The sequence below is a fragment of the Burkholderia sp. BCC1999 genome, from assembly GCF_905339975.1.
Taxonomy (GTDB): Bacteria; Pseudomonadota; Gammaproteobacteria; order Burkholderiales; family Burkholderiaceae; genus Burkholderia.
This window is the reverse complement of the sequence record NZ_CAJPHP010000009.1, coordinates 259,202-282,885: the sequence shown is the minus strand read 5'-3', so window position 1 is coordinate 282,885 and position 23,684 is coordinate 259,202. Positions and strand designations below refer to the sequence as shown.

Annotated in this window: 24 protein-coding genes; 17 read left to right on the top strand and 7 right to left on the bottom strand. The window is 66.9% G+C overall.

What is annotated here, in order from left to right:
• Nucleotides 1–168 precede the first annotated feature (168 nt).
• Nucleotides 169–1,137 (top strand): helix-turn-helix domain-containing protein, encoded by a 969-nt coding sequence (locus U5809_RS15715; RefSeq protein ID WP_282508127.1) that lies wholly within the window; start codon nucleotides 169–171, stop codon nucleotides 1,135–1,137.
• Between the two features lie 148 nt (nucleotides 1,138–1,285).
• Complete coding sequence (locus U5809_RS15710) at nucleotides 1,286–2,851, top strand: GMC family oxidoreductase (RefSeq protein ID WP_322087185.1); 1,566 nt, start codon at nucleotides 1,286–1,288, stop codon at nucleotides 2,849–2,851.
• Nucleotides 2,852–2,916: 65 nt separating this feature from the next.
• Here the strand turns inward: U5809_RS15710 and U5809_RS15705 are convergent, their stop codons facing one another.
• A complete protein-coding gene (locus U5809_RS15705; protein WP_322087184.1) occupies nucleotides 2,917–3,894 on the bottom strand; it encodes a helix-turn-helix domain-containing protein in 978 nt (325 codons plus the stop codon).
• 176 nt (nucleotides 3,895–4,070) lie between these two features.
• Between U5809_RS15705 and U5809_RS15700 the strand changes: the two genes are divergently transcribed.
• The 5 genes from U5809_RS15700 to U5809_RS15680 all read left to right on the top strand — a co-directional run bounded on the left by U5809_RS15700 (nucleotide 4,071) and on the right by U5809_RS15680 (nucleotide 9,016).
• Nucleotides 4,071–4,604 (top strand): 2,4'-dihydroxyacetophenone dioxygenase family protein, encoded by a 534-nt coding sequence (locus U5809_RS15700; RefSeq protein WP_322087183.1) that lies wholly within the window; start codon nucleotides 4,071–4,073, stop codon nucleotides 4,602–4,604.
• Between the two features lie 18 nt (nucleotides 4,605–4,622).
• Nucleotides 4,623–5,927, top strand: coding sequence for an MFS transporter (locus U5809_RS15695; protein ID WP_322087182.1), 1,305 nt, complete (start codon nucleotides 4,623–4,625; stop codon nucleotides 5,925–5,927).
• Nucleotide 5,928: 1 nt separating this feature from the next.
• Entirely contained in the window at nucleotides 5,929–7,050 is a 1,122-nt protein-coding gene (locus tag U5809_RS15690) for a 2,3-butanediol dehydrogenase (RefSeq protein WP_322087181.1), read from the top strand.
• Entirely contained in the window at nucleotides 7,028–7,750 is a 723-nt protein-coding gene (locus U5809_RS15685; RefSeq protein ID WP_322087180.1) for an SDR family oxidoreductase, read from the top strand. The genes U5809_RS15690 and U5809_RS15685 overlap by 23 nt, the downstream gene beginning before the upstream one ends.
• Nucleotides 7,751–7,924: 174 nt before the next feature.
• Nucleotides 7,925–9,016 carry a porin gene (locus tag U5809_RS15680; protein ID WP_322087179.1) on the top strand — a complete coding sequence of 364 codons (1,092 nt, stop codon included), beginning with the start codon at nucleotides 7,925–7,927 and terminating at the stop codon, nucleotides 9,014–9,016.
• 94 nt (nucleotides 9,017–9,110) lie between these two features.
• On the opposite strand, the gene U5809_RS15675 is transcribed toward U5809_RS15680, so the two are convergent.
• Together U5809_RS15675 and U5809_RS15670 are read right to left on the bottom strand one after the other, a co-directional pair.
• Nucleotides 9,111–10,601, bottom strand: a complete 1,491-nt coding sequence (locus U5809_RS15675; protein ID WP_322087178.1) for an aldehyde dehydrogenase family protein — start codon at nucleotides 10,599–10,601, stop codon at nucleotides 9,111–9,113.
• A gap of 39 nt (nucleotides 10,602–10,640) precedes the next feature.
• Nucleotides 10,641–12,239 carry a GMC family oxidoreductase gene (locus tag U5809_RS15670; protein ID WP_322087177.1) on the bottom strand — a complete coding sequence of 533 codons (1,599 nt, stop codon included), beginning with the start codon at nucleotides 12,237–12,239 and terminating at the stop codon, nucleotides 10,641–10,643.
• Between the two features lie 344 nt (nucleotides 12,240–12,583).
• On the opposite strand from U5809_RS15670, the gene U5809_RS15665 reads away from it, so the two are divergent.
• Both U5809_RS15665 and U5809_RS15660 read left to right on the top strand, forming a co-directional pair.
• Nucleotides 12,584–13,534: a helix-turn-helix domain-containing protein gene (locus tag U5809_RS15665; protein ID WP_322087176.1), complete on the top strand. Its 951-nt coding sequence runs from the start codon at nucleotides 12,584–12,586 to the stop codon at nucleotides 13,532–13,534.
• A 181-nt stretch (nucleotides 13,535–13,715) separates the two neighbouring features.
• A complete protein-coding gene (locus tag U5809_RS15660) occupies nucleotides 13,716–14,255 on the top strand; it encodes a cytochrome b (RefSeq protein WP_322087175.1) in 540 nt (179 codons plus the stop codon).
• A gap of 48 nt (nucleotides 14,256–14,303) precedes the next feature.
• On the opposite strand, the gene U5809_RS15655 is transcribed toward U5809_RS15660, so the two are convergent.
• Together U5809_RS15655 and U5809_RS15650 are read right to left on the bottom strand one after the other, a co-directional pair.
• Nucleotides 14,304–14,792 carry a hypothetical protein gene (locus U5809_RS15655; RefSeq protein WP_322087174.1) on the bottom strand — a complete coding sequence of 163 codons (489 nt, stop codon included), beginning with the start codon at nucleotides 14,790–14,792 and terminating at the stop codon, nucleotides 14,304–14,306.
• Nucleotides 14,793–14,805: 13 nt separating this feature from the next.
• Nucleotides 14,806–15,009 (bottom strand): hypothetical protein, encoded by a 204-nt coding sequence (locus U5809_RS15650; protein ID WP_176048543.1) that lies wholly within the window; start codon nucleotides 15,007–15,009, stop codon nucleotides 14,806–14,808.
• A 268-nt stretch (nucleotides 15,010–15,277) separates the two neighbouring features.
• On the opposite strand from U5809_RS15650, the gene U5809_RS15645 reads away from it, so the two are divergent.
• The 3 genes from U5809_RS15645 (at nucleotide 15,278) to U5809_RS15635 (ending at nucleotide 17,240) form a co-directional block, all read left to right on the top strand.
• Nucleotides 15,278–15,988: a PadR family transcriptional regulator gene (locus U5809_RS15645; RefSeq protein WP_322087173.1), complete on the top strand. Its 711-nt coding sequence runs from the start codon at nucleotides 15,278–15,280 to the stop codon at nucleotides 15,986–15,988.
• A 38-nt stretch (nucleotides 15,989–16,026) separates the two neighbouring features.
• A complete protein-coding gene (locus U5809_RS15640; RefSeq protein ID WP_322087172.1) occupies nucleotides 16,027–16,848 on the top strand; it encodes a siderophore-interacting protein in 822 nt (273 codons plus the stop codon).
• A 167-nt stretch (nucleotides 16,849–17,015) separates the two neighbouring features.
• Nucleotides 17,016–17,240, top strand: a complete 225-nt coding sequence (locus U5809_RS15635) for a hypothetical protein (RefSeq protein WP_089446765.1) — start codon at nucleotides 17,016–17,018, stop codon at nucleotides 17,238–17,240.
• A gap of 26 nt (nucleotides 17,241–17,266) precedes the next feature.
• Here the strand turns inward: U5809_RS15635 and U5809_RS15630 are convergent, their stop codons facing one another.
• The gene (locus U5809_RS15630; protein ID WP_322087171.1) at nucleotides 17,267–17,848 is read right to left on the bottom strand and encodes an undecaprenyl-diphosphatase; all 582 of its coding nucleotides are present in this window, start codon (nucleotides 17,846–17,848) and stop codon (nucleotides 17,267–17,269) included.
• Between the two features lie 440 nt (nucleotides 17,849–18,288).
• Between U5809_RS15630 and U5809_RS15625 the strand changes: the two genes are divergently transcribed.
• The 4 genes from U5809_RS15625 to U5809_RS15610 are packed head-to-tail and all read left to right on the top strand — an operon-like array spanning nucleotide 18,289 to nucleotide 21,605.
• Entirely contained in the window at nucleotides 18,289–19,029 is a 741-nt protein-coding gene (locus U5809_RS15625; RefSeq protein ID WP_124456771.1) for an acetoacetate decarboxylase, read from the top strand.
• A gap of 51 nt (nucleotides 19,030–19,080) precedes the next feature.
• Entirely contained in the window at nucleotides 19,081–19,866 is a 786-nt protein-coding gene (locus U5809_RS15620; RefSeq protein ID WP_322087170.1) for a 3-hydroxybutyrate dehydrogenase, read from the top strand.
• Nucleotides 19,863–21,080, top strand: a complete 1,218-nt coding sequence (locus U5809_RS15615) for a patatin-like phospholipase family protein (protein ID WP_322087169.1) — start codon at nucleotides 19,863–19,865, stop codon at nucleotides 21,078–21,080. The genes U5809_RS15620 and U5809_RS15615 overlap by 4 nt, the downstream gene beginning before the upstream one ends.
• 60 nt (nucleotides 21,081–21,140) lie before the next feature.
• Entirely contained in the window at nucleotides 21,141–21,605 is a 465-nt protein-coding gene (locus U5809_RS15610; protein WP_322087168.1) for a signal peptide protein, read from the top strand.
• A gap of 45 nt (nucleotides 21,606–21,650) precedes the next feature.
• Here U5809_RS15610 and U5809_RS15605 read toward each other — a convergent pair whose 3' ends face one another.
• Nucleotides 21,651–22,535 (bottom strand): LysR family transcriptional regulator, encoded by an 885-nt coding sequence (locus U5809_RS15605; protein WP_322087167.1) that lies wholly within the window; start codon nucleotides 22,533–22,535, stop codon nucleotides 21,651–21,653.
• A 122-nt stretch (nucleotides 22,536–22,657) separates the two neighbouring features.
• Between U5809_RS15605 and argC the strand changes: the two genes are divergently transcribed.
• The gene (gene argC, locus U5809_RS15600; RefSeq protein ID WP_322087166.1) at nucleotides 22,658–23,599 is read left to right on the top strand and encodes an N-acetyl-gamma-glutamyl-phosphate reductase; all 942 of its coding nucleotides are present in this window, start codon (nucleotides 22,658–22,660) and stop codon (nucleotides 23,597–23,599) included.
• Nucleotides 23,600–23,684: the final 85 nt, after the last annotated feature.

Here is a 23,684-nt window from a genome sequence, read left to right as displayed (position 1 = left end):
TTGACTCGCACGGCCGCTTGCGTTGACTCAGTCGGACATCGATCGCGCCATCGCCCGCTGCGCCCCGCCGCAAGTGCGTTACGCGAGCGTCCCGGGTCTTTCACGGATTGACCGCGCCGTTCGACGTGCCCGAGACTGCGCCGCTCAGGCGGTCATTGGGAGAACGTCATGCCGGACATCAGCACGGAGATCGCCACGGTCTCGACGCGCGCCGTACGCGGCGCCGAGCGCGTCGACTTCTGGGTCGACCATGTCGCGCGCACGCTCGTGCGGATCGAATGCAGCGGCAAGTCGTCCGAGGGCATCGACGCGTCGATGCGCAAGCGCGATCTCGGCCTGTTCAGTGCATGCGACATCGTCGCGAACCGGCATGCGGTCGTGCGCACACCGCACAACATCCACGCGGACCAGCGCGACGCCGTGTTCATCTGCCTGATGCACGAAGGGCAGGGCTATACGTTCCAGGACGTCGACTGCATGCAGCATGCGCCCGGCGATCTCGTGCTGTACGACACGTCGATGCCGTACGGTCACGGCTTTCCGGCCGACATGGCGATGACCGTGCTCGACGTGCCGCGCGACACGTTCGAAGCGCGCGTCGGCCCGTGGCGCTATCGCAGCCTCGTCAAGATCGATCGCGACGACGGCGTGACGTCGTGGGCCGTGCGGCAGGTCTATGCGCTGCTCGCCGCGCCGCAGGAGCCGACGCCCGACGCGCGCGAACGGCGCGCCGCCGCGATCCTCGACCTCGTGCAGTCGATGCTGCGGCTGCGCGACGGCGACGCGTCGCCGACGAAGTCGACCGTCCACACGCTGTCGCGCGCGAAGGCATTCATCGACAACCATCTCGCCGACGACGATCTCGACAGCCAGTCGGTGAGCCGCGCGATCAACCTGTCGCCACGGCAGCTTGCGCGCGTATTCGAGATCGAAGGGATGCCGCTCACGCGCTACATCCTCGCGCGGCGGCTCGAACGCTGCCGCGCCGACCTGCGCGACCGGTCGCTGAAGCACCTGACGGTCAGCGAGATCGCGTTCCGCTGGGGCTTCAACAACAGCGCGCATTTCAGCCGCAGCTATCGCGCGCGGTTCGGCGAGACGCCGAGCGAGTCGCGGGCGCCTGCCGACGCGCGCTAGGCCCGTTCGCGCCGCCACCCGCCGCCGTGTCCCGGCGAGGCAAGCGCGGCGTCCGTCCCGGTCAAATGGGGCCGCAACCCGCTCGCTAAGCTGGCTTCCTGCGCGGCGGCACTCGTTCCGCCGCCCGACAGCAAGGAGAAGAAGCGGGATGGAGACGTACGACCATATCGTCGTCGGTGGCGGTTCGGCCGGCTGTACGGTCGCGCACCGGCTGGTGAAGGCCGGCAGGCGCGTCCTGCTGCTCGAGGACGGCCCGAAGGACGACAGCCTGTTCGTCCGGATTCCGGCGACGTTCATCCGCGTGCTCGGCACGCAGCGCACGGTCACGTTCGAGAGCGAGCCGCAGCCCGGTGCGGCGGGCCGCAAGACCTATGTGCCGCAGGGCCGCACGCTCGGCGGCGGCAGTTCGGTCAACGCGATGCTGTACGTGCGCGGCACGCGCGACGACTACGACGACTGGGCCACGCTCGGCTGCACCGGATGGGGCTGGGACGACGTGCTGCCCGTGTTCAAGCGCGCCGAATCGCACCTGCGGCTGTCGGAGCCGTTCCACGGCACCGACGGGCCGCTGAAAGTCGGCGACACGCGTTTCCGGCATCCGCTGAGCCTCGCGTTCGTGAAGGCCGCGCAGGAAACCGGCATCGCGTACAACGACGACTTCAACGGCGCCGCGCAGCACGGCGTCGGCTTCTATCACACGACGATCTTCGACGGGCAGCGCGGCAGCACCGCGGCCACCTATCTCGCCGAAGCGATCGCTCATCCGAACCTGCGGGTGCTGACCGGCTGCCGCGTGATGCGCATCCGGTTCGACGGGCGGCGCGCAACGGGCGTCGAATGGCGCACCGAAAGCGGCGCAACAGGGTCGGCTGCCGCGCGCGCCGACATCGTGCTAGCGGCCGGCGCGCTGAGCACGCCGAAGCTGCTGATGCTGTCGGGCGTCGGCCCCGGCGCGCACCTGCGGGCGCACGGCATCGACGTGCTGCATGACAGCGGCGAAGTCGGCGCGAACTACCAGGATCACCTCGAGGTGTCGATCTACGGCCGCAGCCATGCACCGGTCAGCCTGCTCGGCGAGGATCGCGGGCTGAAGGCGCTGCGCCACGGGCTGCAGTGGATGCTGTGCCGCACGGGCCTACTGACGTCGAACGTCGTCGAATCGGGTGCCTTCGTCGATACGACCGGCAGTGGCCGCCCTGACATCCAGTTCCACGTGCTGCCGACCCTCGTCGGCGACGTCGATCGCGAACCGCTGCCCGGCCACGGCCTGTCGATCAACCCATGCCTGCTCAGGCCACGTTCACGCGGCTCCGTGCAACTGCGCGGCAACGATCCGGCCGCGCCGATCCTGTTCGACAGCGGCGCGCTGTCCGATCCGGCCGACGTCGACGGCCTCGTGCGCGGCGTCGCGCTCGCACGGCGGATCATCCGTGCGCCGTCGCTCGCACGCATCGTCCGCGAAGCCGAGACGTTGACCGACGCGGCACTCGCCGACTACGTGCGGCACCGCGCGAAAACCGTCTATCACCCGGCCGGCACGTGCCGCATGGGCAACGACGCGCATGCGGTCGTGACGCCGCGCCTCAAGGTACAAGGCCTGGATGGATTGCGGATCTGCGATGCATCGGTGATGCCGCGCATCGTGTCCGGCAACACGAACGCGCCGACGATCATGATCGCGGAGCGCTGCGCCGAGTTCATGCTGGCGAAGTGACGCGGTGTGGAAGCAAAAGCGGCGCGTGACACACGCGCCGCCGAACCGTCAGGAAAGCGGTGACGTCACCCATCCGCACGCGCTGCATCGCGCAGCGTCATCGGAGACGCGCCGTAGCGCTCGCGAATCGCGCGGCTGAAATGCGCCTGGCTCGAAAACCCCCAGCGAAACGCGATCTCGCCGATGCTCGTCTTGCGCAGGCGTGCATCGGTCAGCTCGCGATGCGCGTGCGACAGCCGCTCCGACCAGATGTGCTGCGTGATCGACTCGCCTTCGGCCGCGAAGAGCCGGCCCAGATGCCGCAGCGACAATCCGACGGCATCTGCGACGGCCTGCGGCCCGAGCTCCGGCTCGCCGAGATGCGTCGCGATGTACTGCTTCGCGGTCAGCAGGTATGACAGCGACGCGCGCGATGCCCCCGCGCCATTCACTTCCGTGTCGATGAGCTCCGCGATCAGCGTGCGCGTGTGCTCGGCAAACCGCGCGGCATCGCGCTCGACCGGATCCTTCATGAACCGCTCGACGCTCGCGCGCAACGTCGCGCCGAGCATCGCACCCGCGCCCGGCTTCGGCGCGATCCGCAGCGGCAGCGCGGCCAGCTCCGCATCGAGCCGGTCGTCGAACGACGTGACCGGAATGTCGATCAGCAGCTGGCGCATCGGTGTCAGGAATCCGAACAGATAAGGCACGCGCGTGTCGTAGACGACGACATCGCCGGCTTCCGCGAGCAGGCACCGGTCGCGCTGGATGAAATACGCGCGCCCGCTCAGGATCTGGCACGCGAACAGCGATTCCTTCGGCAACTGGCGCACCAGCGCAGGGCTGCGCTCGATCACGTGATCCTGCCCGCTGATGTCAGCGATGCCGAGGCCCGGCAGCGCGATGTCGGTCTTCTCGACTTCGAGCCCGGCCGGCGACAGCGACGAGCAGCGCAGCCCGACCAGCGTCGCCGCATTGAACGCATCCCAGTACGCCATCCTGTCGCGCGCCGGCACGTCGGCAGTCGAGCCGCGCGTGCATGAAAAAACGGTCGAATTCGTCACGTCGCCTCCTGCGGGCGCCTGTCGTGCGGAGCGGCACGGATTGGGGGATGGTTCGTCTGGATTTTGGTGCAATGCAATGTCCGGCGCGGTCAAGCAATTCGTCCGGCCCAGTCAAGAGCGGCGCGCACCGGCTGGCTAAAGTCGAGCCCACGACAACTCAAGGAAGGAGACAAACCGTGGTCGACAAAGCCGTATCCGAATTCTGGCAAAACATCCCGGCGATTGCCAATCCGTTCAAGCCCGATGCGCTGCCCGAAGCTTACATCCCGAACGCGGCCACCGACGACGAGCGTTATTACGTTCCGTTCACCGAAACGGTTTCGTCGCGGCCGCTGTGGATCTCGCCGTCGCAGAACAAATGGTGCGACATCCTGATGGCGAAGGAAGCGGGGCTCGTGAACCGGCACTATCACCCGCACGAGGTGTTCGCGTACACGCTGTCCGGAAAATGGGGCTACCTGGAGCACGAATGGACCGCGACGCGCGGCGATTTCGTGTACGAGACGCCGGGCGAAGGCCATACGCTGGTAGCGTTCGATCATCCCGAGCCGATGCGCGCGTTCTTCATCGTCAAGGGGCCACTGATCTGGCTCGACGAAGAAGGCAATCCCGACGGCTACTTCGACGTGCATTCGTACATCGCGATGTGCAAGGCACATTACGAGAAGATCGGCCTCGGCGCGCAAGCGATCGAGAAGCTGTTCCGCTGACGCACGGCGAGGCTCCCCATGACATCCCCCTCCTCATCCGGATCCGCCTGGACGTACGAGAACAGGCTGCTGCTGATCCTGTTCATGACGTTCGGCTTCGTGTTCTTCGACCGCCTCGCGCTGTCGTTCCTGTTCCCGTTCATGTCCGCCGAGTTGCACCTGACGAACACGCAGCTCGGCATGGTGTCGTCCGCACTGGCGCTCACCTGGGCGCTGTCCGGCGCCGCGACCGGCGCGTGGTCCGATGCGCGCGGCACGCGCAAGCCGCTGCTGATCGCGGCCGTGCTCGGCTTTTCCGTGTGCTCGGCACTGTCCGGGCTCGTCGGCGGCTTCGCGAGCCTGATCGCGTTCCGCGCACTGATGGGCATCGCCGAAGGCCCCGTGCTGCCGCTGTCGCAGTCGCTGATGGTCGACAGCTCGACGCCGAGCCGCCGCGGACTGAACATGGGCCTGCTGCAAGGCTCGGCCGCCGGCCTGCTCGGCGCGATGATCGGGCCGCCGGTCGTGATCGGCATCGCGACCACGTACGGCTGGCGCGAGGCGTTCTACGTGTCGTGCATTCCGGGCTTCCTGATCGCGTTCTGCATCTGGCGCTGGGTACGCGAAGTGCCGCCCGGCGGCGTGCGGCACGCGCAGGCCGACGGCGCCGGCATGCCTGCCGCGAGCGGCACGGCGATCAACCGCTGGGCGCTGCTGAAGGAACGCAACATCCTGCTCTGCGTGCTGATCAGCTGCTGCTTCCTCACGTGGTTCGTCGTGATCATCTCGTTCGCGCCCGTCTTCCTCGTGGAAAACCGCCACCTGTCGCCGTCCGACATGGGCGTCGTGATGACCTGCCTCGGGGCCGCGTGGGTGTTCTGGGGCTTCGCGGTGCCGGCGATCTCCGACCGGATCGGCCGCAAGCCGACGATGATCGTGTTCGCGCTGATCGCGGCCGTGTGCCCGATGGTGATGATCCACGTCGGCTCGGTCTGGGCACTCGGCGCGCTGGTGTTCGTCACGTACACGGGCCTCGGCTGCTTCACGCTGTTCATGGCGACGATCCCGGCCGAAACGGTGCCGCCGCGCGCGATCGCCAGCGCGCTCGGGCTGATCATGGGCGCGGGCGAACTGATCGGCGGCTTCGTCGCGCCGACCGTCGCCGGGTTCGCGGCCGACAAGTACGGCCTGCAGTTCGCGATGTGGACGTCGACCACCGGCGCGATCCTCGCGTGCGTGCTGTCGTTCGGCCTCGTCGAAACCGCGCCGGCCGTGCTGCGCAAGCGCGCGCTCGCCGGCGCCGCATCGGGCCGTCTCGATACACAGAACCTCGGAGGACGCTGACATGCGAGCACTTCAATGGCATGGCCCGCGCGATGTCCGTCTCGTGGAAATCGATACGCCGAGCGTCGGACCGGGCGAGGTGCGCATCGCGGTCGCGTATTGCGGCATCTGCGGCAGCGACCTGCACGAATACGCGGACGGCCCGCACGCAATTCCGGTCGACACGCCGCATCCCCTGTCGCGCCGCACCGCACCGCTGACGCTCGGCCACGAGTTCTGCGGCACGGTCGTCGAAGTCGGCGAAGGCGTGACGGCGCTGAACCCGGGCGATTGTGTCGCCGTCGAGCCTGAATATCGTTGCCACCAGTGTGCGTACTGCCGCTCGGGGTCGTACAACCTGTGCGTGTCGATGGGCTTTGCCGGGCTGATGGGAGACGGCGGGATGGCCGACTTCGCGGTCGTGCCGGCCTACATGCTGCACCGGCTGCCCGACGGCGTGAGCCTCGAACAAGCCGCCGTGATGGAACCCGCGGCCGTCGCACTGCACGCGCTGCGCCGCGCCGAGCTCCGGCTCGGCGACACGTGCGCGGTATTCGGGCTCGGGCCGATCGGCCTGCTGCTGATCCAGCTCGCGAAGCTGCAGGGTGCGACGACCATCGTCGCGGTCGACGTGTCGACCGAGCGCCTCGCGGCCGCCGCGCGCTTCGGCGCGACGCACGCATTCAATGCGCGCACGCTCGACGCGTCCGTGCTGCGCGACGCGATCCATGAGGCATCGGGCGGGCTCGGCGTCGACGCGAGCTTCGAGGCGGCCGGCTTGCCGGCCACGTTCGAGGCGGCGATGCAAGCGCTGCGCAAGGGCGGCCGCGTCGTGATGGTCGGCCTGATGCCGCAGGCGGGCTTCGACGCGTTCCGCGCGGTCAACGACGAGCTGACCTTCACGGCGAGCGTCGGCTACCGGCATGCGTATGAAGACCTGCTGCGGATCGTCGCGTCGGGCACGCTCGATCTCACGTCGATCGTCACGCGCACCGTGTCGCTGGAAGACGCCGTCGCCGACGGCTTCGACGCGCTGCTCGCCGACCGTACGCAGATCAAGATCCTGGTTTCCCCCGCGCAGCGGCACGCGCGCTCCACCCCCGCCGTCGAGAGTGTCGAACATGAGTCTCCAGTGGTTATTTGAGGGCAAGTCCGTCGTCGTGACGGGCGGCACGTCGGGCATCGGCGCGCGCACCGCGTTGCGGTTCGCGGAAGCCGGCGCGTCGGTCGTTGCGCTCGGGCTCGACGCCACCGGCCCGCATGCGCCCGTGCATGCGGGCATCCGCTGCGTCGAGCTCGACGTGACCGACAGCGATGCACTGACGCGCACGATCGCGACGCTGCCGCGGCTCGACGTGCTCGTCAACGGCGTCGGCATCAGCCGGCATTCGGACGAATACCGGATGGACCAGTTCGAGCTCGTGCTGAACGTGAACCTGACGTCGGTGATGCGCGCGTCCGACGCCGCGTTGCCGGCGCTGTCCGTACAAGGCGGCAGCATCGTCAACATCGCGTCGATGTACACGTACTTCGGCAGCAAGGACCGCCCTGCGTACAGCGCGAGCAAAGGCGGCATCGCGCAGCTCACGCGCTCGCTCGCGCAGGCGTGGGCCGATCGCGGCATCCGCGTGAACGCGGTCGCGCCCGGCTGGATCGACACGCCGCTCAGTACCGGCCTGATGGCCGACGCGCAGGCGTCGCGCCGCATCCTCGAGCGCACGCCGCTCGGGCGCTGGGGCACGGTCGACGAGGTCGCGGACGTGATCCTGTTCCTGTGCTCGCCCGGCGCGTCGTTCGTGACCGGCGCGGTCGTACCGGTGGACGGCGGGTACTCGACGGTCTAACGCACCGCGCGCAGGGTGTCGGCAGGTTCACGAAACCCGCCGGCGCCCTGCGCTGCGCAATGCCCTCCTGCAGCCACTGAACCGGGAATCGCCCGGTTCCGGTTTGTTCATATCAATCAGTAGTCCCATCAAAAATATCCGATCCGATCGGAACATGTGAGGAGCACATTGGAGATGACGAAAAAGACCTTACTGGCACTCGCGGCCTGCACGATTCCGGCCGCGGCGTTCGCACAGAGCAGCGTGACGATGTTCGGGCTGATGGATGCCGGCATCAGCTATGTCAGCAACCAGAGCGGCCACGGCGCCGCGAAATTCGACGACAACATCTTCTTTCCGAACCTGCTCGGCTTCGAGGGTAAGGAGGATCTCGGCGCGGGCACGCGTGCGATCTTCCGGCTCGTGAACCAGTATTCGCTCGGCAACGGGTCGATCATCGGCGGCGGGCTGTTCGCACGCACGGCCTACGTCGGGCTGCAGAACGACCGGTACGGCACGCTGACGCTCGGCAACCAGTACGAGTTCATGGTCGATTCGCTGGCCGCCAGCGGCAACGAGATCGCGCAGGATCTCGTCGGCCTGTACGGCTTCCGCAACGGGCCGTTCGACAAGCTCGCGCTGCCGAACAACCCGACCGGCGCATTCGACTGGGACCGCGTCGCGGGCAGCAATCGCGTCGCGAATTCCGTCAAGTACACGAGCCCGTCGCTGTCGGGCCTCACCTTCGGCGCGCTGTACGGCTTCGGGAACGTCGCCGGGTCGGTCGGCGCGAACAACACCGTCAGCGTCGGCGCAAGCTACGACAACGGCCCGTTCGGCGCGGGTGCCGCCTATACGAACCAGAAATATGGCGCGGCCGGCGGACTGCCGCCCACCAGCGTGCGCAATTGGGGGGCGGGCGTGCATTACACGGTCGGCACGGTCACGGGGAAAGCGCTCTTCACGACCGTGCACAACGCGCAGAACGGCGCAGGTGCGTGGTCGGCCGAAGCCGGCGCCGCATGGCACCCGTCGCCCGGATGGGTCGTCGGCGCGAGCTACACGTACATGAAGGGCAACGACACGCTCGACAACGCGCATGCGCATCAATTCCTGGCCGCCGTCCAGTACTGGCTGTCGAAACGCACGATGGTGTACGTCGCCGGCGTGCATCAGCGCACCGGCCACGGCAGCAACGCGCAGATCAACGGCGTGATGGATGCGGACGGTGCATCGAGCAGCGCACTGCAGTCGATCGCACGGATCGGGTTCAGCACGCGGTTCTGACGGAAAAAAAAGTGCGCCGGCCGCGATATCGGGCCGGCGCCAGCCGGCGCGCTGCCGGGCTTTCAGCCGGCAACGCGCTCGCCATGCATCTGACTCAGAAGCGGATCGTGACGGATTTCGGTTCCGTATAGGCGTCGATGAACGACGAACCGTATTCACGGCCGATGCCGGACCCTTTCGCGCCGCCGAACGGCACGGCCGGATCGACGAGCGTATGCATGTTCACCCACACGGTACCGGCCTCGATGCGCGGGACATAACGCAGCGCCTTCGCGAGATCGTTCGTCCACAGGCTCGCGGTCAGCCCGAACGGCGTGTCGTTCATCATCGCGATCAGTTCTTCGTCATCGTCGAACGGCACGAACGCGCCGACCGGGCCGAAGACTTCGTTGCGGTACACACTCGATTGCAGCGACTTCGGCAGCACGATCGTCGGCTTCACGTAAAAGCCGTCGCGCGCATAGGCGCCGCCGCCCGTGACGATCGTGTCGCCGTCCGCGCGGGCCCCGTCGAACGCGTCGAGGCACTTGCGAAACTGCGGCTCGTTGCACACCGGCCCCATCATGCCCGCGTCGTCCATCGGGTCGGACGGCTGGAAGCCGTCCAGCCGCGCCTTCAGCTTCTCGACCACCTCGTCGAACTGCGAACGATGCACGAAGAAGCGCTCAGCCGATGCGCACACTTGCCCGCTGTGCAGGAACCCGGCTTCGAGCACACCGTCGAGGATCTTCTCGACCGGCGTATCGGGCAAGAAGCCGGCCGCATTCTTGCCGCCCAACTCAAGCGTGAAGCGCGTGAAGTTCGCCTTGACGGCTTCCTCGCCGATGATGCGGCCGGTCGGCACCGAGCCCGTGAACGACACCTTCGCGATGCGCGGATCGCGGATCACCGAAGCGCCCACCCTGCCCGAGCCGTTGATCACGTTCAGCGTGCCCGGCGGCAAGCCGGCTTCGGTGCCCAACTCGGCGATGCGCAGCATCGTGAGCGGCGTGAACTCCGACGACTTGATCAGCACCGTGTTGCCGGTCGCGAGCGCCGCGCCGAATTTCCATACGGGAATCATCACCGGGAAATTCCACGGGATGATGCCGAAGACGACGCCGAGCGGCTCGCGCAACGTGAACGACGTGTACCGCTCACCGTTCATGCTCGGGAACGACGGCGCGAGCGTTTCGCCTGCGATCTTGGTGGCCCAGCCCGCGTAATAGCGCAGCCAGCGCGCCGACCAGCTCACTTCGATCGCACGCGACAGGCCGATCAGCTTGCCCGACTGCGCGGTTTCGATCTGCGCGATCTCTTCGCCGTGTGCTTCGATCAGATCCGCGAACCGCAACAGGATGCGCTCGCGCTCGGCCGGCGTCACCTGCGCCCACGCGCCGCGAAACGCACGATGCGACGACGCGACCGCCGCCTCGATCTCGCCATCGGTTGCCTGCGCGACGGAACCGGTCACCGCGCGTGTCGCCGGGTTACGCACGTCGATCCGTTCGCCGCCGCTGCCGGCGACAGCCCGGCCGTCGATGTAGTGACCATGCTCGCGCGCAAGAAACCGTTTGACCTCGTCCAGCATCTGCACCAATGCCATTTTCCTGCCTCCGGAAATCGATGTGAATGAAACGCCCGATCAGGCCGCGTTGGCGATCAGGTCCGACGCCTTTTCGGCGAGCGCGATGGTCGGCGCGTTCGTGTTGCCGCTCGGGATGCTCGGCATCGTCGAACTGTCGGCCACGCGCAGCCCTGCGATGCCGTGCACGCGCAATTGCAGGTCGACGACGGACGACGCCGCATCCGTGCCCATCCGGCACGTGCCCACCGGGTGATAGACCGTCTTCGCCGCGCCGCGCACCCAGTCTTCGATGGCGGTTTCGTCGTCGGGCGGGCAATCCGGCGAGAAGATCTCGTCGACGTGCTCCGCGAGCGCGGGCTGGCGCAGAATCTTCAGTGCCAGCTTCGCCGCGCGAATCTGGCCGTCGACGTCGCGGCGATCGGCCAGATAACGGCCGTCGATCCGCGGCAGGTCGGCCGGATTCGACGAACGGATCGTCACGCGACCGCGCGAATGCGGCTGCAGATGGCCCGTCTTGATCGTGATGCCGTGCGTCCTGCCCTGCGTCACGCCGATCGGGTCGTCGAACGAATCGATAGTCGGCAGGAAGTGGAACTGCACGTCCGGCTGCCCCTGCCCGCAGGTATCGACGAACGCGAACCCTTCGAGCACCGGCGAAGTCAGGATGCCGGAGCGGAAGAACTTCCACTCGATGCCGTGCTTGAGCGCGCGCCATCCCTTGTCCTGGCCGTAAAGCGACACCGGCGTGCGGATCGTCGCGTTGACCGACATGTGCATGTGATCGTGAAAGTTCTCGCCGACCGGCAGCACGTGCCGGACCGGCACGCCGGCGCCTTCGAGCACGCTGCGCGGCCCGATGCCGGACAACTGCAGGATCTTCGGCGAACCGATCGCGCCGGCCGTCACGATGATTTCCGCACGCGCTTTCGCCGTCACGCGGCGGCTGCCCTGGCGATAGGTGACGCCGGTCGCACGGCCGCCCTCGATCTCGACGCGCTCGACCAGCGCATCGACTTCGAGGCTTAATTCAGGACGGTTCCGGATCGCCTTCAGATAGGTGGCGGCGGTCGAGCCGCGCTCGCCGTTGAAGATCGTCGCCTGATAGAACCCGACGCCCTCCTGCCGCTCGCCGTTGTAGTCGACCAGGTAATCGAGACCCATCTGCTGGCCGGCCCGCACGAACGCCTGCGACAGCGGATGCCGGTAGCGGATCTCCGTGACCTGCAGATGCCCTTTGTTGCCGTGATAAGGGGCCGTCAACGACTCGTTGTTCTCCGCCTTCGCGAAGTAGCGCAGCATCTCGTCGGCGCCCCAGCCCTTGCAGCCGAATTCGTTTTCCCAACGGTCGTAGTCGTTGCGGTGCCCGCGTACGTACAGCATTCCGTTGACCGAACTCGATCCACCGAGCACGCGCCCCTGCGGCACCGCGATCGACCGGCCCTTCACGTCGTCCGACGGTTCGGCCGCATATGGCCAGGTGTGGCGCGGAATGGCCTTGGCGAGCCCGCCCGGCATGTGGATGAACAGGTCCTTGTCGTGCCCGCCCGCTTCCAGCAGCAGCACGGTGCCCTTGCGGCGCTCGACGAGGTGGGTCGCAATGGTGCAGCCCGCCGACCCGGCGCCAATGACGATGTAATCGAAAGTTCTATCGGACATCCTGATATGCGCCCGCCGTTGTCCGCGCAACGTTCGCCGGCGCGTGCTACCGCCGCGTGCGTCGCCAGCCTTCGGCGGTGTCTCCTTGAAAATCGGTGGTGGTTCCTGATGGCGCGAGCCAGCCCGTGCGGTTCGTTGCGACGCAACGGGAATCGCCGTGGCGACAGTCCGATGCGCATGGATGATTGTTCGACCGCGTTTCGATTCTAGAAGCGCGCCGCCGGCACACCTCGGCGTTCCGTGCACACTTTTGGCTTCAGCGTGCAGAACCGCGCGGCCACCGTACCGGCTTTTTTCATTTGCATTAATCTTGGGGCGTTCCCGGCACCTTCCCTCCCCCGGCCATGGCACATGAACTCGTCGTCAGCGCGAGCAACGGCAGCGCAAACCTGCGAGAACTCGTCGCGGACAGTTTCCTGCCGCTGGTTTTTCACGATACCGGCCCGCTTTTCCAGATGTCGGTGCGCGTCGCGTCGGTGGGCGGGCTGCGCATGGCGGAAGTGGACACCACGGCCGTCCGGGTCGACCGCGATCGCGCGCTGGCCGCGCGTACCGAAAGCGACTGCTACAAGATCCTGTTCCAGATCGCCGGGCAAAGCCGCATCACACAGCGCAACACGACGTCGACCGTCAATCCCGGCGAATGGGTGATCTACGACGCAACGCAGCCGTACCGGATCGAATCCGCGCACGCGTCGCGCTTCGTCGCCGCGCTGACGCCGCCGCGCAGCAGCACGATGTGGCGGTGGTTCGTCGAACGCGCGGGCGTTCAGGTTCGCCAGACCGTCGGCAATGCGCGGCTCGCGCTGCAGTCGATCCACTACCTGATGGACGGACAGGTGCCGAACGATCCGGAAAGCCTGTTCGGCTTCGAGCAGTCGACGCTGATGCTGCTCGATTCGGTGATCCGCCGCGAAGCCGGCGATTCGCTCACCGGCGCCGACGCACGCTGCGCGGCGCTGCGCATGAATGCCGAAATCCATCTCGCGCATCACTACCACGATCCCGACCTGTCGCCGGACCGGCTCGCCAGTGCGCTGAACGTATCGAGACGCACGCTCTACAGCGCGCTCGCCGCGACCGACCAGACACCGCAGAGCCTGATCCAGGAGTACCGGCTGCAGGCGAGCCGGCGAGCGCTGGAGGATCCGGCCGATACCCACCGGAACCTGCTGGAACTGGCGATTGCATGCGGTTTCTCGGACATCACGCATTTCGGCCGCGCATTCAAGGCGCGGTTCGGGTGCAGCCCGGGTGCTTACCGGCTCGCGCATCGGGCCAGTGCGGGGTCTTGAAGCGCGGCGACCAGCGTTTCACCCCCTTTTCCGGATACCGCAGCGATTTCGCTTCGACGGCGAGTGATGCATGCCTCGGGAATAAATCCGGCGCGGCACCGGTACATCGGGTGTCGCCACGCCGTTCGCTGCGCCGGACGTGCGGGTGCGCGACACCCCACCCGATTCAGCGAGACCGCTCATGTCACAGCCCAATCACGCCGCCTACGCACGCTTCGCGATCGCCATGCACTGGTCGATCGCGATCCTGATCCTGTTGAACTTGTCGATCGGGCTCTACATGGATACGTATCCACACAACTCGTCGCAGTTCAACGGCATCCTGTTCTATCACGCGTCAATCGGCAGCCTGATCTTCATGCTGACCGTGCCGCGCCTCGTCTGGCGCGCGACGCACACGCCGCCGCCGCTGCCCGACAGCGTTCCGGCCTGGCAGGCGCGAATCGCCGGCGCGTTGCACGGCGTGCTGTACCTGCTGCTGTTTCTCGTGCCGCTGACCGGCTACGTGCACCGCCTCGCCGGCGCGCACGCGGTCAGCTTCTTCGGCATCACGGAACTGCCGATGCTCGTCGGTCGCGACGAACCGTTGCGACTCCTCACCGATACGTTGCATCGCGCACTGGTGCTGACGCTCGGCTTGCTGCTGGCCATGCACGTCGGCGCCGTGGTGAAACACAAGTTCGTCGATCGCGACGGGGTGGCGGAACGGATGGGGATCTGAAGGAAACGGGAACACGCGCCGGCACGCGGCGCGTCGTTCATCGGGCACTCACCGCGAACCGCAGCGATTTCGGTGGACGATCTCGGGGTCGACGCTCGCATGCCCCGGCGAAATCCGCATCATCACGAGCTTTGCGTCGCCGCCCGGTGTGGACCACAAACTCATCTGCGTCAGGTCGATCCCGTTCGACGACTTCAGCCAGCGCACCATGCGGACCTGATCCGGGAAGCAGATCGTCGCGCCTTCGTTGTCTTCGAGGATGGTCCCGTACGCTTTCAGCGTCGCACGCATTGCGTCGACAGCCTGGGTTCGTGACACGGCGGCGTGCATCGCGTCGGCCGCATCGTCGTAGATCGCGTCGAACGCTTGTGCATTGAAGCGCTGTACCACCAACGCTTCCGCACGAAGCGCGGCCTGCCTGTTGTCGGCGTAGTAGCCGAAATGAATGCGCGTGCCGAGCGCGAACAATGCGATGCCCGTCAGCGCAACCAGCGCCAGCGCGATCTTCCATCTGCGGTTCGCGGTCTTCGATCCCACGGGCGGTGGCCTCTTACGAGATATCGGCGATATCGTGCATGTCACGCCGTCCCGCATCGGTTGTCAACCCACGGGAATCCTCGATGCGCTGCCTGGCCTCGGCGACGATACGCAGCGATTCGCGGACGAATCCGTCATCCGCCGTCGCTTCGAGAAGCAGCGCGTCGGCGCGTTGACGCCGGTCTTGGCGGGGATTGTGCGGCAGGATGAACGTCATTCGAATTTTCCAGGGCGCGAAAAGCGAGCGCCGCTTCTCGAGCGCGCTCGCCCGGGCGAGTGGGCCGATTGTCGCCACTGCGTGCACGGACCACAATACGCCGGCATCGGAATTGACCATTGTTGACGTGGGCCAAGGCTCGCCAGGTCATCGCGCGATGCGCAGCGTCGCCCACCGCAAGCCCCATCCAACCCCAAATAAATCCCCTTGACGACCTATCTTTCGATATATATCTTTAGATATGTTTTTCGACATATAGGACAGGATCATGCGACACAACCACTTCCGCGGCCATGACCGTTGCGACGGTCATGGTGCGCATGCCCGCCCCGACTGGTTCGGCGGTCTCTGGTACGCGATCGGCCGCCACCGCCGCGGCCACGACATGTTCGGTGGCGGCCCGTTCAGCGGCCGGGGCGGGCGCGGCGGCTTTGGCGATTTCGGCGACGACGGCATGCCGCGCGGCCGCCAGTTCAGCTCCGACGATCTCCAGCTGCTGCTGCTCGCGCTGGTCGCCGAGCAGCCGAGCCACGGCTATGAGCTGATCAAGGCGCTCGACACGCGTTCGAACGGTTTCTACAGCCCGAGCCCCGGCATGGTGTATCCGGCGCTCACGTACCTGGAAGAAGTCGGCTTCGTCGCGTCGCAGGCGGAAGGCAACCGCAAGCGCTATGCGCTGACCGACGCCGGCCGCGCGCATCTCGATGCGCAGCGCGAGCGCGTCGACACGCTGTTCGCCCGCCTCACGCACCTCGCCCGCAAGATGGAATTCATGCGCCGCGCGTTCGCCGGGGAATCGGCCGGCAACGAAGCACCGGACGAATCGCAGGCCGGCTGGCTGCCGGAATTCGTCGAGGCACGTCTCGCGCTCAAGCGCGCGCTGCTGCACAAGAGCGCTGCCGATGCCGACGAACAACGCCGCATCGCGGCCATCATGCGCCGCGCGACGGCCGAAATCGAAGGCGGCTCAGGCGCGTGATCCGCGCTGCCCCGTCACCACTCAAGGAGAACGGATAGATGCAGAACACATCCGAGCGCACCGTGACCCGCGTGCGCCATACCCTCAAATTCCGCCTGCTGCGGGTCCTGCGCGTGCATGCCGTGACGCCGCACCTGCTGCGCGTCACGCTCGGCGGTCCCGATCTCGCGGATTTCGAATCGGCGTCGTTCGACGATCACGTGAAAGTGTTTTTCCCGCCGCCCGGCGCCGAACGGCCCGCGATGCCGACGCTCGGCGCGAACGGCCCCGAGTTTCCGGAAGGCGAGCCGAAGCCGGTCGCGCGCGACTTCACGCCGCGCCGCTTCGACCGCGCCGCCGGCGAACTCGATCTGGAATTCGTGCTGAACCATCCGGGCCCCGCGTCGCAATGGGCTGCGCAGGCACGTGTCGGCCAATGGCTCGGTATCGGCGGCCCGCGCGGTTCGTTCGTCGTCCCGACCAGTTTCGACTGGCATCTGCTGATCGGTGACGATACGGCGCTGCCGGCCATCGCTCGGCGTCTCGAGGAATTGCCGGCCGGTGCGCGTGCGGCCGTCGTGCTGGAAGTCGCCGATCGTGCCGCACAAATCTCGTTCGACACGCGCGCCGACGTGCATGAAGTCTGGCGCTTCCGCGCCGAAGCCGACGCGGCCGACGGCGATGTGCTGCTGAATGCCGTTCGCGACCTGCCGTTGCCGTCGTCGGGCGACGGCTACGTTTGGGCGGCCGGCGAAGCGCTGTCGATGCGCACGGTCCGCCAGCATCTGACCGGCGAGCGCGGCATCGACAAGTCGCGCATCCGCGCGGCGGCGTACTGGAAGCGCGGCGCGGCGGCCGTGCACGAAACGCTGGAAGACTGACGGATACGGGCACCCGGCAAGGGGGCACCCGGTTGACCGGCGGATGACACAATCGTGGCGTCCGCGCACCAGCGGGCTTGGCACCGGTATCGCGGCTGGTATATATCTGTGTCTGCGACGCCGCTGTCAGGCGACAGCCGCCGCAGCCCGCCCAGGAGCGCCCGGTCATGACAAAAGAAAGCCACGCTTCGCCTTTCCTTCGCAACCTGAAGATCGCCGGCTATTGCGGCCTCGCCGCGGTGGTACTCGCGCTGTTCGTCGCGATGTGCGCGATCCTGAAGGAAAGCGCCCTCGATCGCGATGCCGCTCAGCACCCGGCCGATACGCCTGAACTGCACGATGCGGGCGGTGGCCCGTCCGCATCGGCCGAATCGGCCAAGACGCCCGGCTGACGGCGTCCTGCCCGGTTTCCTTTCGCTCAGGGCGCGTGCCGGCGCCCCATCACGACCGCGTGTACCGCATCGCCGAGGCGTTCGAGCAGCGCGATCGCGCGTTGCCCGTACAGGTGCGCGGCCAGCGCACCGGCCGTACCGACCAGCACACCGCCCGCCATGTCGAACGGCCAGTGCACGCCCGCATAGACGCGCCCCCACGCAATCGCCACGGCCATCGCGGCCATCACGAACCCGGTCACGCGCGTCGAGCCGCCGAGCATCAGGCCCACAGCCAGGCTCCACGCGAACGTCATGTGATCGCTCGGAAACGAGCTGTCCGGCGCGTGCGGAATCAGTTGCGTGCCGACGCCGGCCATGAACGGGCGCGGCGAGAACCAGACATGCCCGATCACCTGCGCAAGCGCGAGCGCCACGCATACGCCGACGCCGGCTTCGATCGCCTGGCGCCGCGTCGGGCGCGCGCCGAAGATCCAGGTCAGCAGCAGCATGGCCGGCAGTGCGTAGACGAGCCAGTCGGCGGCAAAGATCGCGAGGCGGGCGACGCCCGGCTGCGGCGCAACCCCGGCGTTGATGGCGGAAAAGAGGGTGAGATTGAGGTTCTGCATGAATCCGGTTGCGTGGGGCGTAAAAAATTCGACCGGTTGCCCGGCCCGATACGAACGATGCTAGGGCGCACCCGCTTAAGCGATGCTTAATGTGGCCGCTGGCGCGAATCCCGCTGCGGCGAACGCACTTAGAGCCTGCACTGCAACGCAAGTTCACACAATTGTCATATTCCCGCGCGACTGTCTCCCGTAAAGGCTCACCCGGCCTCCCGTAAAGACTCACCTTTTTCACATCGTGGCGTCATCGACGCGTGCGACCATCGCGCCGCCGGGCGCCATCCCTGCCGTTTGCGTCATTCATCTCAATATTTACGTCGCGAATTCTTCGAAATCGGCAACAATTAATTCCATATGCGGCATCGCACAACGGCAACGCACAGGCATAGGATTACGAGCTTACGAGCACTCATCCACGAAGCGATCAACAACAAGGAGTCCGCATGAAAGCCAGCGATGTCCGATCGAAAGCGTTTGCGATGCCGTTGACCAGCCCTGCCTTCCCGATGGGCCCGTACCGTTTCGTCGATCGTGAGTTTCTGATCATCACGTATCGCACCGATCCGGACCGTCTCCGCGAAATTGTCCCCGAGCCGCTGCAGGTCACCGAGCCGCTCGTGCATTACGAATTCATTCGCATGGCCGATTCGACCGGCTTCGGCGACTACACCGAAAGCGGCCAGGTCATCCCGGTCGAATACAACGGCCAGCCGGGCGGCTACACGCTCGCGATGTATCTCGACGATCACCCGCCGATCGCCGGCGGCCGCGAGCTGTGGGGCTTCCCGAAGAAGCTCGCGTCGCCCACGCTGCACGTGAACACCGACCACATCCTCGGCACGCTCGACTACGGCAAGGTGCGCGTCGCCACCGGCACGATGGGCTACAAGCACAAGGAACTGGACATCGACGAGCAGACGAAGCGTCTCGCCGGCCCCAATTTCCTGCTGAAGATCATCCCGCACGTCGACGGCACCGCGCGCGTCTGCGAACTGGTGCGCTATTACATGCAGGACATCAAGATGAAGGGCGCGTGGACGGGCCCCGCCTCGCTCGAACTGGCGCCGCACGCACTGGCGCCCGTGGCCGACCTGCCCGTGCTCGAAATCGTCGAAGCCCGGCACCTGGTCGCAGATTTGACGCTGGGCCTCGGCGAAGTCGTCTACGATTACCTGGCTCAGTAACACGTCCGCAGTCCTTTCTCCCTGTCAATCCTTTCACCACGGGAATTCGAAATGAGCAACCTGAATGGCAAGACCGCAGTCGTCACGGGCGCCGCGAGCGGCATCGGCAAGGAAATCGCACTCGAGCTCGCCAAGGCAGGCGCGGCCGTCGCGATCGCCGACCTGAACCAGGACGGCGCGAACGCGGTCGCCGACGAGATCATCAAGGCGGGCGGCAAGGCGATCGGCGTCGCGATGGACGTGACGAACGAGGACGCCGTGAACAGCGGCATCGACAAGGTTGCCGAAGCATTCGGCTCGGTCGACATCCTCGTGTCGAACGCGGGCATCCAGATCGTCAACCCGATCGAGAACTATTCGTTCTCCGACTGGAAGAAGATGCAGGCGATCCACGTCGACGGCGCGTTCCTGACGACGAAGGCCGCGCTCAAGCACATGTACAAGGACGATCGCGGCGGCGTCGTGATCTACATGGGTTCGGTGCACTCGCACGAAGCGTCGCCGCTGAAATCGGCGTACGTGACGGCCAAGCACGGCCTGCTGGGCCTCGCCCGCGTGCTGGCGAAGGAAGGCGCGAAGCACAACGTGCGCTCGCACGTCGTGTGTCCGGGTTTCGTGCGCACGCCGCTGGTCGACAAGCAGATTCCGGAGCAGGCGAAGGAGCTCGGCATCAGCGAGGAAGAAGTGATCAAGAAGGTGATGCTCGGCAACACCGTCGACGGCGTGTTCACGACGGTGCAGGACGTCGCACAGACGGTGCTGTTCCTGTCGGCGTTCCCGAGCGCCGCGCTCACGGGCCAGTCGTTCGTCGTCAGCCACGGCTGGTTCATGCAGTGAAGCCCCGCGCCCCCACCGAAAAGCAGGCCGTCGATGCGGCGGACCTGCATCACGAAGCCGGCGCGCCGGCCCCCGCGCGGTCGCTGCCGTACGAGACGATCGCGCTCGTCCTGCAGGGCGGCGGCGCGCTCGGCGCGTATCAGGCCGGCGTGTTCGAAGGGCTGCACGAGGCGGGCGTTCCGCTCGACTGGATCGCCGGCATCTCGATCGGCGCGCTCAACACCGCGCTGATCGCCGGCAATGCGCCCGAGCATCGCGTCGAGCGCCTGCGCGAATTCTGGGAAACGATCTGCCAGCCGGCGTTCTTCCCGACGATTCCGGCCGCGTTCGAATTCGCGCTGTTCAACAGCATCGACCAGATCCGCACGTTCTTCACCGCGTCGCAGGCAGCCAGCGCGATGATGCAGGGCCAGCAGGGCTTCTTCGTGCCGCGTTTCCCGCCGCCGCTGCCGGGCGTGTCGGATCATCCGGAGAAAATCAGCTGGTACGACACGTCGCAATTGCGCACGACGCTACTGAAACTGTGCGACTTCGACCGGATCAATTCGGGCGAAACGCGCGTGTCGGTCGGCGCGGTCAACGTCGGCACCGGCAACTTCGTGTACTTCGACAACTCGCGCATCCGTCTCGCGCCCGAGCACTTCATGGCGTCCGGTGCGCTGCCGCCCGCGTTCCCGCCCGTCGAGATCGACGGCGAGTACTACTGGGACGGCGGTGTCGTGTCGAATACGCCGCTGATGGAAGTGCTCCGCGCACGGCCGCGCCGCGACACGCTCGCGTTCCAGGTCGATCTGTGGAGCGCGCGCGGGCCGTTGCCGCGCACGATGGCCGACGTCGCCGAACGCACGAAGGACGTGCAGTATTCGAGCCGCACGCGTTTCGTGACCGACACGCTGCAGCGCGAGCAGCGCTACCGCAACGTGCTGCGCCACGTGCTCGACCAGGTACCGGACGAGCAGCGCAAGGCCGATCCGTGGTGCATCGAGGCCGATGCGATGTCGTGCAGCAAGAAGTACAACATCCAGCACCTGATCTACCAGCAGAAGGCGTACGAGCATCACTACAAGGACTATCAGTTCGGTCTGTCGACGATGCGCGACCACTGGTCCGCGGGTCTCGACGACATCCGCAAGACGCTCGCAGTGAAGGACGGCCTCGCGCTGCCCAACAACGACGCGGGCTTCGTCACGCACGACATTCACCGCCGCCGGTAATGCCGTGTACGGCGGCCCGGCGCGATGCATGCGCCGGGCCGTTCTCCTTTCAGATTCGACATGCCGATTTTCATTGCGCTCTTCGCGCTCATCGCAATTGGATGGGGCGCGGTTCACCTGTTTCACGTCATCGCCGCGCAGTTCGGCCAGCCGGTCGCGATCGCGGCCGCCGTGCTCGCCGCCGCAATCGTGATCGCACTGGTCGCGTGGTGGATCAAACGCCGCCGCGACGTCGCACCAAATACGAAGGAAGAAGGCTGGACGCACATCGTGCATCGCGCGTGGGGCGAGTTGCGCCTGTCGGCAACGCAAGGGCTGCTGTGGTTGTCGCATGACGGCGCCGACGGCCGCTATACGCTGTCGCAGCTCGACGGCTGCCAGGTCGCGCCGATCGGCGGCCGCTGGCATCTCGTCGTGCGCGTGCGCGACGCCGTGCGCAGCGAATGGAAGCTGCCGATGACGGACAAGCGCGATGCGCAGCGCTGGGCGCGCGTGCTGATGCTCGCGAAGGACAACCGGCTCTGAACCACGCGCGTTCGGCCCACACGGGCAAAACCGCACCAAGATCCGCTATCGCGCGCCGAGCGCCCACAGCGCGTCGAGCACGTGCTGCGTCGCCCGTTCGACGGGGCCGGCCCGATGGGCAATACCCAGTTCGCGCCACAACGCCGGGCGTAGCGGCCGCATGACGATGCGCGCATCCGGCAGCGGCGCGCCGGCCTCGTGCGGCAGCAGCGTCGCACCGTAACCTGCGGCGACCAGGCTCTTGATCGCATCGTTGTAGTTGAGTTCGATCCGCGGCTCGGGCCGGTGGCCGCCGAGCGCGAACCATTCCGTCGTGAGCCGCGACAGGCGCGTCGTCGCATCGTTGAGAATCAGCGGACGCGCCGCCAGATAGGCCGGCGTCACGCGCGCCGGAAGCCGCCAGTCCGCGGGCAGGAACGCCATCACCGGATCGCGCCGCCACGCGCGGATCGACAGCCCCGCGACCGCCGCCTGGGGCAACGCCACCAGACCGACGTCGAGCGTGCCCTGCGCAATGCGCGCCAGCGTGTCCTGCGACGTGAGCACCGCGATCTGGACGTCGATATCCGGATGCTGTTCGCGCAGCCGCGCCACCGCCTGCGGCAACAGATGCGCGATCGCCCCGGTCGATGCGCCAAGGCGCACGCGCCCGGTCAACCCCTGCACCTGCCGCTGCACGTCGTCCAGCGTGGATTCGACTTCGGCCAGCAGACGCCGCGCCCGCTCCACCAGCACTTCACCGATCGTCGAAGGCCGCACGTTTCCGCGCGTGCGGGACAGCAATGGCGCGCCGACGCGGCTTTCCAGCTCGGCAATATGAAGACTGACGGTGGGCGGTGCGAGATGAAGCCATTGCGCCGCCGCGACAAAGGATCCCTGGTCGGCGATCGCGACCAGCGTACGCAGGCGGTCGAGACTGATCTCGCGCATCAAACACCTCTCGTTCAGGAAAGCTGAAGCAGATAGTCAGTAAATTCAACTTTTCCTATTCTAGGCGTTCGGCGGACGATACGGCTTTCCCCCGACGACCGAACGCGAGGAACACGACCATCATGAGCTTCCCCACTGTCTTCATCGACGGCGACCAGGGCACGACCGGACTGCTGATTCACGAGCGCCTGCGCGAGCGCGCCGACTTGCGGCTGCTCACGCTTCCGGCTGCCGAACGCAAGGACCCCGTGCGCCGCGCCGACGCGCTCAACGCATGCGATATCGCGATCCTGTGCCTGCCCGATGCGGCCGCGCGCGAAGCGGTCGGCTTCGTCCGGAACCCGGCGGTACGCGTGATCGATGCGAGTTCCGCTCACCGCACGCAGCCCGAATGGGTCTACGGCTTTCCCGAGATGGCCGAAGGACATGCGCAGAACATTGCGCACGCGAAGCGCGTCACCAATCCGGGCTGCTACCCGACGGGCGCGATCGGCCTGCTGCGCCCGCTGCAACAAGCCGGCCTGCTGCCGCGCGACTACCCGGTGAGCATCCATGCGGTCTCCGGTTACTCGGGGGGCGGAAGGGCGGCCGTCGAAGCATTCGAATCGGGTGACGCCGCCGCGCGCGGGCTGCCGCTGCAGGTGTATGGCCTGGCACTGGAGCACAAGCATGCCCCCGAGATCCGGCTGCACGCCGGGCTCGCACACCGGCCGTTCTTCGTGCCGGCCTACGGTGCCTACCGGCAAGGCATCGTGCTCACCATACCGATCGAACTGCGCCTGCTTCCGGCCGGCGTGACCGGTGAGCAGTTGCATGCGTGCCTCGCGCACCATTACGCCGGCGCACGTCATGTCGACGTCACGCCGCTTGCCGACGCACGCGCGATCACGCATCTCGATCCGCAAGCGCTGAACGGCACCAATGACCTGCGGCTCGGCGTATTCGTCAATGAAGAGCACGGTCAGGTACTGCTGTCCGCCGTGTTCGACAATCTCGGCAAAGGGGCATCGGGCGCAGCCGTGCAGAATCTCGACCTGATGCTCGGCGCATCGAGCGCGGCCTGAGTCTCCCGCAGGCGCCGCCGAAGGCCCGCCCGTCGGGCCGCTCGACGTCGCATCCAGCGCTGCTTCGGTGCCTGCGCACGCCCCC

What these genes read in the sequence shown, in the direction of transcription:
- U5809_RS15685 (WP_322087180.1), top strand. Translation starts at nt 7,028, where the DNA reads ATGAGTCTCCAGTGGTTATTTGAGGGCAAGTCCGTCGTCGTGACGGGC.
- U5809_RS15690 (WP_322087181.1), top strand. Translation starts at nt 5,929, where the DNA reads ATGCGAGCACTTCAATGGCATGGCCCGCGCGATGTCCGTCTCGTGGAA.
- U5809_RS15695 (WP_322087182.1), top strand. Translation starts at nt 4,623, where the DNA reads ATGACATCCCCCTCCTCATCCGGATCCGCCTGGACGTACGAGAACAGG.
- U5809_RS15620 (WP_322087170.1), top strand. Translation starts at nt 19,081, where the DNA reads ATGAGCAACCTGAATGGCAAGACCGCAGTCGTCACGGGCGCCGCGAGC.
- U5809_RS15675 (WP_322087178.1), bottom strand. Translation starts at nt 10,601, where the DNA reads ATGGCATTGGTGCAGATGCTGGACGAGGTCAAACGGTTTCTTGCGCGC.
- U5809_RS15610 (WP_322087168.1), top strand. Translation starts at nt 21,141, where the DNA reads ATGCCGATTTTCATTGCGCTCTTCGCGCTCATCGCAATTGGATGGGGC.
- U5809_RS15665 (WP_322087176.1), top strand. Translation starts at nt 12,584, where the DNA reads ATGGCACATGAACTCGTCGTCAGCGCGAGCAACGGCAGCGCAAACCTG.
- U5809_RS15640 (WP_322087172.1), top strand. Translation starts at nt 16,027, where the DNA reads ATGCAGAACACATCCGAGCGCACCGTGACCCGCGTGCGCCATACCCTC.
- U5809_RS15680 (WP_322087179.1), top strand. Translation starts at nt 7,925, where the DNA reads ATGACGAAAAAGACCTTACTGGCACTCGCGGCCTGCACGATTCCGGCC.
- U5809_RS15650 (WP_176048543.1), bottom strand. Translation starts at nt 15,009, where the DNA reads ATGACGTTCATCCTGCCGCACAATCCCCGCCAAGACCGGCGTCAACGC.
- U5809_RS15660 (WP_322087175.1), top strand. Translation starts at nt 13,716, where the DNA reads ATGTCACAGCCCAATCACGCCGCCTACGCACGCTTCGCGATCGCCATG.
- U5809_RS15630 (WP_322087171.1), bottom strand. Translation starts at nt 17,848, where the DNA reads ATGCAGAACCTCAATCTCACCCTCTTTTCCGCCATCAACGCCGGGGTT.
- U5809_RS15625 (WP_124456771.1), top strand. Translation starts at nt 18,289, where the DNA reads ATGAAAGCCAGCGATGTCCGATCGAAAGCGTTTGCGATGCCGTTGACC.
- U5809_RS15710 (WP_322087185.1), top strand. Translation starts at nt 1,286, where the DNA reads ATGGAGACGTACGACCATATCGTCGTCGGTGGCGGTTCGGCCGGCTGT.
- U5809_RS15670 (WP_322087177.1), bottom strand. Translation starts at nt 12,239, where the DNA reads ATGTCCGATAGAACTTTCGATTACATCGTCATTGGCGCCGGGTCGGCG.
- U5809_RS15645 (WP_322087173.1), top strand. Translation starts at nt 15,278, where the DNA reads ATGCGACACAACCACTTCCGCGGCCATGACCGTTGCGACGGTCATGGT.
- U5809_RS15715 (WP_282508127.1), top strand. Translation starts at nt 169, where the DNA reads ATGCCGGACATCAGCACGGAGATCGCCACGGTCTCGACGCGCGCCGTA.
- argC (WP_322087166.1), top strand. Translation starts at nt 22,658, where the DNA reads ATGAGCTTCCCCACTGTCTTCATCGACGGCGACCAGGGCACGACCGGA.
- U5809_RS15605 (WP_322087167.1), bottom strand. Translation starts at nt 22,535, where the DNA reads ATGCGCGAGATCAGTCTCGACCGCCTGCGTACGCTGGTCGCGATCGCC.
- U5809_RS15635 (WP_089446765.1), top strand. Translation starts at nt 17,016, where the DNA reads ATGACAAAAGAAAGCCACGCTTCGCCTTTCCTTCGCAACCTGAAGATC.